This window comes from Pseudoalteromonas aurantia, from assembly GCF_005886875.1.
In the GTDB taxonomy this organism is placed as follows: domain Bacteria; phylum Pseudomonadota; class Gammaproteobacteria; order Enterobacterales; family Alteromonadaceae; genus Pseudoalteromonas; species Pseudoalteromonas aurantia_A.
Map to the genome: position 1 here is coordinate 30,599 of NZ_PNBY01000089.1, position 11,852 is coordinate 42,450.

General features: G+C 40.6%; 9 protein-coding genes. 7 read left to right on the top strand and 2 right to left on the bottom strand.

What is annotated here, in order from left to right:
- Window positions 1-139: 139 nt before the first annotated feature.
- From CWC18_RS16545 to CWC18_RS16570, 6 genes are all read left to right on the top strand, one after another.
- Window positions 140-577: a DUF2141 domain-containing protein gene (locus CWC18_RS16545; RefSeq protein ID WP_138592964.1), complete on the top strand. Its 438-nt coding sequence runs from the start codon at window positions 140-142 to the stop codon at window positions 575-577.
- Window positions 578-597: 20 nt separating this feature from the next.
- Window positions 598-1,695 carry an efflux RND transporter periplasmic adaptor subunit gene (locus tag CWC18_RS16550; RefSeq protein WP_138592963.1) on the top strand — a complete coding sequence of 366 codons (1,098 nt, stop codon included), beginning with the start codon at window positions 598-600 and terminating at the stop codon, window positions 1,693-1,695.
- Window positions 1,692-4,844, top strand: coding sequence for an efflux RND transporter permease subunit (locus tag CWC18_RS16555; RefSeq protein WP_138675716.1), 3,153 nt, complete (start codon window positions 1,692-1,694; stop codon window positions 4,842-4,844). The genes CWC18_RS16550 and CWC18_RS16555 overlap by 4 nt, the downstream gene beginning before the upstream one ends.
- A 575-nt stretch (window positions 4,845-5,419) precedes the next feature.
- A complete protein-coding gene (locus CWC18_RS16560; RefSeq protein WP_138675717.1) occupies window positions 5,420-6,319 on the top strand; it encodes an NAD-dependent epimerase/dehydratase family protein in 900 nt (299 codons plus the stop codon).
- Window positions 6,320-6,837: 518 nt separating this feature from the next.
- On the top strand, window positions 6,838-7,245 hold the full coding sequence (locus tag CWC18_RS16565; RefSeq protein ID WP_212747738.1) for an MAPEG family protein: 408 nt from the start codon (window positions 6,838-6,840) through the stop codon (window positions 7,243-7,245).
- Window positions 7,246-7,275: 30 nt separating this feature from the next.
- The gene (locus tag CWC18_RS16570) at window positions 7,276-8,151 is read left to right on the top strand and encodes an alpha/beta hydrolase (protein ID WP_138592960.1); all 876 of its coding nucleotides are present in this window, start codon (window positions 7,276-7,278) and stop codon (window positions 8,149-8,151) included.
- A gap of 85 nt (window positions 8,152-8,236) precedes the next feature.
- Here CWC18_RS16570 and CWC18_RS16575 read toward each other — a convergent pair whose 3' ends face one another.
- Complete coding sequence (locus CWC18_RS16575; RefSeq protein ID WP_138592959.1) at window positions 8,237-8,467, bottom strand: hypothetical protein; 231 nt, start codon at window positions 8,465-8,467, stop codon at window positions 8,237-8,239.
- A 301-nt stretch (window positions 8,468-8,768) separates the two neighbouring features.
- Between CWC18_RS16575 and CWC18_RS16580 the strand changes: the two genes are divergently transcribed.
- Window positions 8,769-9,494, top strand: a complete 726-nt coding sequence (locus CWC18_RS16580; protein ID WP_249930147.1) for an alpha/beta hydrolase — start codon at window positions 8,769-8,771, stop codon at window positions 9,492-9,494.
- 102 nt (window positions 9,495-9,596) lie between these two features.
- Here the strand turns inward: CWC18_RS16580 and CWC18_RS16585 are convergent, their stop codons facing one another.
- Complete coding sequence (locus CWC18_RS16585) at window positions 9,597-11,783, bottom strand: DUF6359 domain-containing protein (protein WP_138592957.1); 2,187 nt, start codon at window positions 11,781-11,783, stop codon at window positions 9,597-9,599.
- Window positions 11,784-11,852 lie beyond the last annotated feature (69 nt).

An 11,852-nucleotide genomic window follows, 5' to 3' on the forward strand; every position in this document is an offset into this window, starting at 1 on the left:
CCATATTTGAGTTTGGTATCCCTAACTAATAAGCCTTTATTTGATTGCAAAAGCGTTTACAAAGGCTTACTGAACTTACCACTCCTTAATCGTATTATGCTCGATAAACATTGAATCTATCTCAAACAAGGAATGACCCATGTTGATTCGTGCAACTTTACTTTGCGCTATGCTTGCTCCCTTCACTGTAACTAGTAACCCTCAGGTAGAACCTGAAGGAGTACTCGAAGTAATGATAAACTCAGCCAAAAACGACGATGGTGAAATACAAGTCACATTGATGAATAACGAAGCACAATTTAATTCAAAAGAAACCCCAGTGGCGATATGTCGAAAAATTATTACCGAAAAAAAATCAGTGTGTAAGTTCGAAAAACTCACACATGGTGATTATGCAATTTTTGCCTATCATGATGAAAACAAGAATAAAACTCTCGACGAAAACTTCTTGGGCGCGCCAAAAGAAAAGCTAGCGGTCAGTGGGGTAGATTTAGCACAAAATCAATCTCCAACTTTTACACAAAGTAAGTTCACATTTAGGAGCCAATTGGCACAAATCTTTATTAATTTACAGTAGTATCGTTTTTGGAGCTTGCTATGAAACGAATATTTTCAAGTTTAAGAGTAAGACAAGCAATTGCTACAACAATTGCATTGTTTTTATTACTGGTAGTGTTAGACGAGCTAGAAAAAGCGGAGCAAGCTAACATCCCAGCACCAACAAAAAGCGTTGGACCTAACCTACACGTCGCGTCTATTGTTGATATGAAACCGGTTGCTCAGCTACCAAAATCAATGCGTTTAGGGTATGTTGAGCCACTAAAAATGACCGAATTAATGAGTGATGTATCTGGACGCATTATTTCAGTAACGAGCTCATTTCGACGCGGCCAGCTACTAGAGCAACACAGTCCATTGCTACATATAGACCCTCTTCCCTACCAAGTAGCACTGGCCAACGCACAATCACAATTACTAGAAGCAAAAACCAATCTCAAAAATGCACAAACTCAGTATGATGCCAAAAGCTTAGTGGTTCAATCTGCACAAAGTCAGTTAAAACTTGCAAAATTACAGATACAACAAGCCGAAGTCGACTTAAAACGCACAACCATTTTACTGCCGTTTGATGGTGAACTCGTGGAAATAAAAGCCAATTTAGGGGAATATGTCGCAGCTGGAAGCAGTATTGCATCTGCTTTACCCAAGGCTGAAAGAGAAATAAGAGTCCCCATTAATATTGCTGATTTTGACAAGCTAGAAACGCCTTTACTTAACAAAAAGATAGACGTATTCAGCTTAAATAAGCAAACATCCTGGCAAGGCACTGTATCTGGTGTGAGTCACTTTAGCGAAAACCAGCAACGTACTTTATATGTTGTTATTGATAGTCAACACAATAGTCTGCCTATGTTTGGTGAAAACGTTTATGTGCAACTTCCTCATACCCGTTGGAAACAAACTTATGCATTGCCCGAGTCTGCGTTGACTGAAAAGTATGAAATTTGGTTAGTGGATGATGACAATAGAACACACCGTCATAAATTAGAAGAGTTTACACTGAACAATGGCATGGTGTATTTCCCAATGCCAAATAATGAACTCATGCGTGCTGTTCAGTTTCCTCGAGGCTACCTGAGCCAAGGTATGGAATTAGCAGTAAAATTACCTACGCCTACGAAGGAGGCGTTATGATCCAATGGTTTATTCGTCACCCAATAGCCTCTAATTTGTTAATGATGTTTTTGCTACTTGGTGGGCTATTAAGTGCCAGCAATATGCGAAAAGAAATCATCCCTAAGCTGCCCTCTAATACGTTAGTGATCTCTACTTATTATGAAGGCAAGACCGCCGATCAAGTTGACCGTGAAATTGGCCAAAAAGTCGATAGAGCTTTAGAGGGGATCAGTGGTATTAAATCCATTAATAGTGTTGCTGGGCAAAACAGTTTAACCGTGACGATAGTTAAACAACTCGATTATGACATGAACCGTTTAATGGCTGATGTAAAATCCAGTGTTGACAGTATCTATGATTGGCCCGTGCTAGCCGAGCGCCCTCAAATAATTCAAGAAGCTTTAGTCTTTGATGCATTACTCGTGCAGCTCTATGGCGATACAGATTCTGATAGCCTAATAAAAGCAGGGGAAAGCGTAAAGCAAAAATTATTAAGCTACCCTGCAATACAAAAAATTGAAGAATACGGTGCGCATTCATACGCCGTGTATATTCAAATTGACCCGTACCGAATGCGCCAATATGGACTCAGTTTTGACGATATCTCATTAGCAATCAGACAACAATCTGTGCGGGCTAAAAGTGGTATATTAAAAACCTCTAACGGGAAATATCTGCTCTATTCAGATCATGTTGCTGAAACAGAAAAAATGCTCTCAAGCATAGTAGTTAAAGTAACAGAGCAAGGTCATGTGATTTACCTTTCTGATATTGCTGATATCAAAGACGATATCACTGAACATGACTCCAACGTAACCTTTAACAATAAGCCCACGATGGGGTTTGCAGTAAAGATGTCGGCAACCAGCGATGTTTTGGAAATCTCAAAGCAAACCGAACAAGCCGTTGAAGAAATCAATGCGACTTTACCTAGCAACTTAAAGATCACTGTCTGGTTTAACGCTGCTAACTATGTACAAGAACGCTTAGATCTACTGGAAGACAATGCCATACAAGGTTTCATTCTGGTTTTTATCATTCTGACCTTATTCTTAAATATGCGCTTAGCTTTTTGGGTTGCTATGGGGCTACCCGTAGCCATTGCAGGTACATTCATCGTACTTGGCGAACTGGGCTTTCAATACACTATTAATGAAATTACAACCTTTGGCTTTATTCTTGTCTTAGGTATTTTAGTGGACGATGCGGTCGTTGTTGGTGAAAGTATATACAGTTATAAAGAAAAACATGGTATTTCTTTGGAGTCGACCATTAAGGGGACTGAACGTGTTGCATTACCTACTATTTTCGGTGTATTGACCACTGTAGCAGCGCTGCTCCCAATGACACGCTTCCCGTCAGAAACAGGTCGTTTATTTGCCGGGTTTGCCTGGGTCGTTATCGTTGCCTTACTATTTTCATTAATTGAATCTAAGTTTATATTACCCGCACACTTGCGCTCACTAAAATTCGACAAAGACCCTAAATCTTTTACCCGTAAATTAACCATATATCCTCGCAAGTTATTAGATCTACTGGCATACAGAGTTTATCGTCCAATATTGAATACGTGTTTAAAATACCGCTATGTTTGTCTAATTACTTTTTTCACCTTGGTATTAGGCATTTTAGGCAGTTTGCAAAATGGTACAATCCGTAGCGTTATGTTTCCTGATGTTCCCAGTGATTTAATTATCTTAGAACTCAATCTAGAACAAAATGTCCCTCTATCATTACTACAAAAAGCCGAAACACAGGTCAAGTCAGTTAGAGCACAAATTAACGAGCAATATCGTAAACAACATCAAATTAATGGGAATGTGATAGAAAAAGCGATGACGGTCACCTTTGAGCAAGGCAATATAGTGGTGTTCGCAGAGCCAATTAGTCGCGACATGCGACCAAATGTCAACCTAAAGCAAGTAGCAAACACATGGCGTAAAGCGCTACTAGACATTGAAGCTATTCAGAGTGTAGAGGTTACTGTTTCCTTGGATGGTACCAGTGCCGGTACTTACATTCGACTAAACCACCCAGATATCGACACGCTAAATGAAATTAGTAAATCAGCAAAGCAATGGTTACTCAAACAAGAAGGGGTTAACAACGTCTTTGAAGAGAACTTATCAACGATGCCTCAACTCAGTTTTACGCTCAAACCTGAAGCGCAACTGTTTGGCATTACGCACCGCATGCTCTCAGAGCAACTTTCAACTGCATATGGTGGTTTAGAACTGGATCGATTCTACCGCGACGAACACCGCGTAAAAATGTATTTGACCTTACACCAACAATTACGCGATTCTCGCTCAGATCTTAATTCATTGTATATATACAATGACAAGGGTCAACCGATCCCACTGTCAGCCATCGCAGATGTAGAAACAAAAACGGTTAATAACACCCTCACACGCTTTAATGGTGAACTTACACGTTCATTGAAAATTGATGTGGATAAGGCCGTCATCTCTCCAGAATTGTTATATACAAAACTAGAGGAAATCTATGCGAGTCAGATTCAATCCAAATACCCGAATGCAGGGATCAATCGTGCCGGAGAGCTTGAGCAAAGTGTCGAGTCTACAAAAGGTTTAGGCGTTGCATTTACCGTAGCTATTGCCCTGATTTATGTACTGTTAGCTATTCCATTAAAACGCTATGATCAACCTTTACTGATTGTATTTTCAGTACCTTTTGGTTTAGTTGGAGCGGTACTAGGGCATGTTTGGCTAGGTCTCGCCGTTAGCTTATACTCTTGGCTCGGTATGCTCACATTGTCTGGCGTAGTCGTCAATGATAGCTTATTAATCGTCAATCGCTACAATCAGCTATGCCATGAATTAGACAATAAAATCGATGCAGTTCGACAAGCTTGTCAGGATCGTTTTAGGGCTATTTTCCTAACTACGATTACCACCTTTATGGGCTTATTGCCGCTCCTCAATGAAACCTCCGAGCAAGCGCAATACTTAATCCCAGCGGCAGTGTCACTGGCATATGGATTATTATTTGCCACTGTTATTTGTTTGGTACTGATCCCAACGTTATTGATTATTTCATCTGACATTAAGGCTTATGTGACGATGAGAGAGTTCTCTATGGCCAAGGCACATGAAACTAAAAGGACAGTCGGCAAGACCGTGCATACCATCAAGTTAACGGAATAAGCTTTACGGTTACTATCGATAAGAGAAAATCGCACATTTTAGGATGTGCGATTTTTGTGCTTGATAGGCTAAGCAAATATGATTGCCATTACGGCAACTTATTAACTACTTAACCTCAGATTTGAATAAGGGTTTTGGAATAGAAAATGTTTTGAAAACAAACTTACGTACAATCCAATGATAATATTTTGTGCAATATCAAGGCGCTTTTATGCAGTAATAACGGGCTATTACAAATGAAAGCAACGCCAAGAGTGTGTAAAATGGCTTTATTGGAAAAATTCGCTTATCCAGAGCTGAGGTTACTTAGTAAAAAGCCAGTTGGATCTGAACAGGTCGTTAGCCTTTCTATTTGATGTGAACCTGCATCAAACTCAGCATTCGGGGTGCCTACCAATAAATCTGCTTGGTGTGTCTGTTTGTCATAACGGTTACGACAAAGCCGTTATTGATATAGAGTAATGCAGCAGCGTCAGTTACTGACTGGATATTTATAAAAAGGCAGTGTATAACTGCCAATCCTCTAGGTCAGTCGTGATGTTTTGCGATGGATGTATATAAGAACAAAGGCTACCGTGAAAATACTGATCACCGGATCTGCTGGGCGTGTTGGCAGAGCCATTTATATCAAATTAATGCAACACCATGATGTGATTGGGGTTGATACTATTCCATGCTCTACGGTCAATATTGTTGCAGATATTCGAGATACACCCAAAATAATACACGCCCTGAAAGGCGTTGATGCCATTATTCATAGCGCCGCTTTGCACGCACCGCACGTTGGACTAGCGACGGAACAAGACTTTATTCAAACCAATATAAATGCCACAGAGCAACTTGTATTAGAAGGTATAAAGCAAAATATTAAACATTTTGTGTTTACCAGCACGACAGCACTGTATGGCTTGGCCTCGACCCCTCAAGGGCAGGCTGGTTGGGTTAATGAACACACTAAGCCACAACCAAAAACGATTTACCATACTTCAAAAATTGAAGCTGAAAATAAGCTCAAGCGTATTTCTCAGTTATTTAATCTACCCATTACCGTTTTGCGTATGTCCAGATGCTTTCCCGAACCTGCTAACTTCATGAGTGTTTTTCGCTTAACACGCGGCATTGATGTGCGTGATGTGGCACACGCACACGCATGTGCCATCTCAGCTCGGTTAACAGGTTTTAGAACCTATATTATTTCTGGCCATACACCTTTTGATCGAGATGACTGCATTGCGCTTTTTCATAATGCGGGTGATATGCTCCAAAAAAAGGCACCTGATCTAGCAAAGGCATTTGCACAACGGCATTGGCCTTTGCCTAACACACTAGACCGTGTCTATGACTCAGCTTTAGCGCAGAAGGATTTACAATGGCAGCCAAAATATGGTTATCAAAGTGTAATAGATATGCTCGACAGCGAGCTGCCCGAAGTATTGCCGCCAGTCCATTTTACCAATACGATACAGCGCATCTAATAATAAGAAAAAACAATCATTAACGCACTATCAACGATGCCTTATACCGCGCAATGCCATTGCAGCAATATTACGGCAACATTTGATGCACCAGTGAACGCTCTTACATCATGTAATTTTTCAATTTCCATAAACTAGGAACACTGTGGGGCTTCACCCAGCCGAGTAATATTACCGTCAAAGCCGTCGCTGAAAATACAACTTCGTATTCCCACGGTGATAAATATATTGAGTTTCACCATTGCCCTCTGTGCGGCTGCACAACTCACTACACACCAACAAAAACAGGGAACCCACAAAGAATGGCGGTAAACTTTAAAATGGTGTCAAAGAAGCTAATCAACGACGTCAAAATACGCCATTTCGATGGAGCCGATACATGGACGTTTATTGAAAATTAACCTGCTCACGCAAAACATTGCTCTTGCTTATCAAGCAAGAGCATACTGTCAGAACACTGGAAATCGCAAGGTAACTCAGTTAATGTACCTAAAAAAACTAAAGGATGCATTGTTGGTATGATAGACATTCTAGCGCATTATCACACTTCCATTTTCATGGTCGGCATACTCGCGGGGCTATTTCTGCTGCAACTTATTATTGCTGATATTGCTTTGTTTTTACACAAGCACCAAGCAGGGCATCCCGTAGAGCCTGATCATACTCGCTTTGTGTTTCGAGCAGTCAGAGCACATGCAAATACCAATGAGAGTATTAGTATTTATATTTTGCTGCTTCTTTTTGCCGTTTTTTCACAAGCTAATGCTGATTGGTTGGCTCTTTTCTCAGGGGTATACTGTTTCGCTAGAATAACGCATATGTGTTTTTACTATTGTAATGTGCACCTTGCACGCAGTATTTCGTTTGCACTGTCACTGGTTGGTTTATCGGGTATGCTAGTTACTGGATTAATAAGCTGGATTTAACCTAAAACTTTAAAAATAAAGGCACCGACGATGCAATTTAACCTATCTCGACCCTACATTCTTATTTCCCTACTCATACTGATTAGCTGTGCACTCTTTACCCTTTATTTTAAGTATCAACAAGCATATACCTCACCCTATATTGATATTACGCTCGACTCAAAAGTATTGAGCGAAAGCCGTAAAATCTTCATACGCTTACCTAACAATTATGATGATACAAAAAGCTACCCGCTTATCATAAAATCTGATGGTAACTTTAACCTTACCCGCTGGGATAACGTTATTACCGACTTGTCCAATAGACAAAAAATGCAAGATTCAATATTGGTTTCAATTCCCAACCAGTTTTGGCAAAACACGCGTAATAGGGACTTAGTACCGCCTTTTGCGCGTCAAGACGTCAGCATTGAAGCTCGGCCAGTAACTGATAATGACCCTGCTATTTTTGGTCAAGCCAACCTGTTTTTATCATTTATTGAAACTGAGCTACTGCCGTATTTAGAAAGTAATTATGCAGTCAATAACAACAGGGTATTAAGTGGCTTTTCCGCAGGTGGGAGCTTTGTACTTTATACCATGATCACCAAACCGGAGTTATTTTCAGGCTACTTTGCTTTCAGTCCAGCCGCTTGGTATGACGACTCAGTCGTAGTTAAAGAGTTTACTCAACATATAGCCAATATTCATGGCAGTCCAAAGTACCTTTTTTTGAGTTTAGGTGGTCTTGAAAACGAGATTATCACAGGGTCATTCAAAGGACTGCTTTTAGCATTAGAGCAACGTGCACCGAATAATATTACTTGGGAATATAGCTACAGTGCTGGTGTTGGCCATTCAGAAAATCCCTATATTTCAGTTCCACCGGCATTAGAAGGGTATTATAAAACGATGCTCAACTTTTAACATAGAATTGCTCAGTAAATAGACTAAAATAGGTAATTCATTTAAAGTCATCACCTATTTAACTTCGAGATAAAGCTATACTACCTTAGCTCGCGTTACAATTGCCTTGTTGGCACTGATGATACAAGTAATTGTATAAAGGCACACTGCTACCACAGGCTGATCCACCATTTTGTGCAGCACATATTTGACTACGTTTTTGTGCAGCCCACTGTGCACAATTAGAACTACACGCCGCCGCGATAGCTGAGGTAGCACTAACAGATAACAGTAACATCGCAACTGCCATTAATGGTTTTTTAGTCATCATTTTCATTGTTATTCCTTTCATGTTGTTTATTTACCTAGTTAAACCATAAGTAAACTGTTCAAAAATAGAACTGCAATAACCTAACATTTCTATTTTGTAAAAAATATTGAAAACAATTAATGCACAAGAAAACATGTAAAAATTCATAAAACGTCAGAAATCACAAAAACCTATATTTATGGAAAAAATTTTAAGATAATAAAATTAATTAAACCATCCCCCTATAAAGTTAAGTGAAAAGTAAACTAATATTAAAAATAGAGAGAAAATAGAAAACATGTACATGTATAAGTTATTATCCATATTTATGTTTATAATTACTGCACATCATGTGTCAGCACAGCCAAAAAATCTTTACGATAAAGAGCGAGCTCGCACCATTCCCATTTCTATTTCTGAGCCAGCGAACACATCAGTACAATGCACCAATCAAAGTCAGTGTTCAGTTGCGTTTATTAGCGCTGGATACGGAGTACCTCACAATGACTATACCTTTATAAGCGAGCTATTAAATAACAGAGGGTATTTAAGCATTGCTATACGTCATGAATTAAAAACCGATCCACCCCTTTCCATCACTGGCAACTTATATCAAACTCGCTTAGAGAATTGGCAACGTGGGGTTAAAACATTAAAGTTTGTTAAAAAAACCCTCGAGAAACAATTAACCAGTTATGACTTTAATAATTTATTACTCGTTGGGCACTCTAATGGGGGAGATATCTCTGCGTTATTGGCAAATGAATCACCAAGCTATGTTAAAGAACTCATTACACTCGATCACCGAAGAGTCCCACTTCCCAGATCAAAAGCCATCAAGGTGCTCTCTATTCGCGCCAGTGATTTTTCAGCCGATCCTGGGGTACTACCCTCTAACATTGAGCAAAAGCAATACCCAAGCTGTGTAATAAAAATTGATGAGGCTCAGCATAATGACATGTCTGACTCAGGTCCCTTGTGGCTTAAAAACAGAATATCTCACATTATGACTAACTACATAAAAAGCCATAAATGCGACACAGTGAATCACTAATCGTCGTATAAATGAAAAAACTCAGAGAGATTAAAGGCACCGTACGTTTTGCACGCTGCCTTATGTGATTAAATTGAAGATAAGCTAAGGGTTACCAACACCTCAGTTTAATAAGGTCAAACGACTGACATTGCGCACGCCAGCATGGCTCATATAGTTATTTTTGATCCCTTCAACACGTAATCGTTTACCGATCACATTAGAATTCAATTGTGGGCTATACCTGTTACGTTGCGACGACTCCAATTTAATATACACCGTATCCTGTGTGTTATTATCATCACGTAGCTCTAACGCATATTTACCATTTACAGCACGGGTGATCACCCCAACCACTGTTACCGGCTCACCATTACTCATAGCAAGTACTTCAGCTACTGAAGAGTCTGAGCCAGGGGCTGGCTCATTGGTACTGCCACCCGATACGCTCAATTGTGACACTTGGCGAACACCAGGCTGACTCATATAGCTGTCACGTACGCCTTTAACAGTTAAAGTCGCATTCAGTAACTCTGGGTTCAACTGTGGGCTAAAGTCGTTACGCTGGTTGCTTTCAAGTTTAATATTAATGGTAAAATTCGCATTGTTACTGTCTTCGAGTACCAAGGCATAGATACCATTTAACGCAGACTTAATACGCCCAGTTACTTCAATCACCTCTCCCGTCGATGACGCCAATGCTTGCTCAACAGATAACGCCGTCGGTGCAATTTTAATATCGCTGACATAACGAATACCTGCGTCACCCATATAGCGATTACGCATCCCGGTTACAATAATATTCTGGTTTAAAATCGCAGGGTTTAACTGAGGATTAAAATCAGCACGTTGCGCGCTTTCTAGTTTTACAAATATATGGCTTGCTTGCGCCGTTAAATCATTTAACTGCAGACCATAAATGCCATTAACTGCGGCTGTGACTTTACCTATAACAACAACTGGTTGCCCTTGTGCTGTAGCGAGCGCATCAGTTACCGAAATTGTGCCGCCAGGTGTTGGCGTTGGATCAGGGTCTGGATCTGGGTTCGTGTTGGTATCACCAAAAGGCGCATTAAATGAATTATTTTTGTATGTATCTGTATCCCAGGGATTAAAACCGCTTGCAGGCGTCCCCCATGGCTGACCATTATTCGGATCACTCATTTCTTGCGCAGCCATAGGGCTCGGCGTTACAAAACCGCTGTTATGGCCGTTTTGGTTATCAAAATACTGGTAACTCTCCGGCGTGGCTAGCCAGTCAATAATATTCACCGCAAGTGTTGCCGCATTGCCTGCATCAGTCCAGCCTGGGTAAGTACGCTTAGTACTGCCTGAGTCTTGGCGACGGTACTTAGGACTGGCATCTTCAATCGGTGATGAATCGCCAATAAAGGCGGCTTTACCAGCACCCGATTTAGCGATTGCTACATAAGGACCTTCCGCTTTACCACCAAAATACAGCCCTTGATCTTTAGCGTGTTTCCATTTAACTGGGTTATCTGACTCTGAAAAATACACCAAGCCCTTGGCTTTTTGTGCATCAACAACCGCCAGCGTCGCGCCGGCCGCCATCAATATAGGTTGTACGCCTTGTGTAATACCCTCTGTCTGTGCACTTGGCTCTACACCACTTACCCCTTGCTTATAATCAACGCCGTTAAAACGAAAACGAATCCCAAAATTCTCAACTAACCACCCCGCATTAGCTGACTTTGGGTTACGCCAATCGCCATATTCTCCGCCTAAGTTATATTTACTTAAGTCAGAGCGGTTATAACCGTTAAATACTTCAGTGGCATCCCACGTATTCAGGTTGCGGTCTGCATCATAATGATCAGCGACAAAAAATATACCTTTACCTGCGGCGATATATTGCTCTAGCGCTGCTTGTTCTGACATTGTAAAAGGACGATTGGTCTCCGCTAACACGAATACATCAGAACCTTTGATCGCGTCATAAGTAATAATGGCTTCGTTTTGCGCACCATTGCCAGTACGGTCGTCATAAAAGCGGATCGCGCCATCATTATTTAAATCGATACCTCGGTATTCTTTTACCGTATACCCTTGTTGTACTAACGCATCGGCAAAGTCAGAAAATGCCCCATCAATAACCCAGTCTGCATTGCCCTCTACGCCACCATGCGACACATCAAAATAGACTGTTTTACCATTATTATTACTCGCTGATGGCGTTTTAACTGGCACGACATTATTCCAGTCGTAGGCGGCGGCCGACACGCTATTTACCTGTGCAAATAAGCCTGCGCCAAACACCATTGCCAGCGTTGTTTTATTTATACTGATCATAATTCAATTCCCGTTGAGTGTATGTGTAATGAAAATGCTCACGCTCGTTATATAAGCAACGTACGTGAA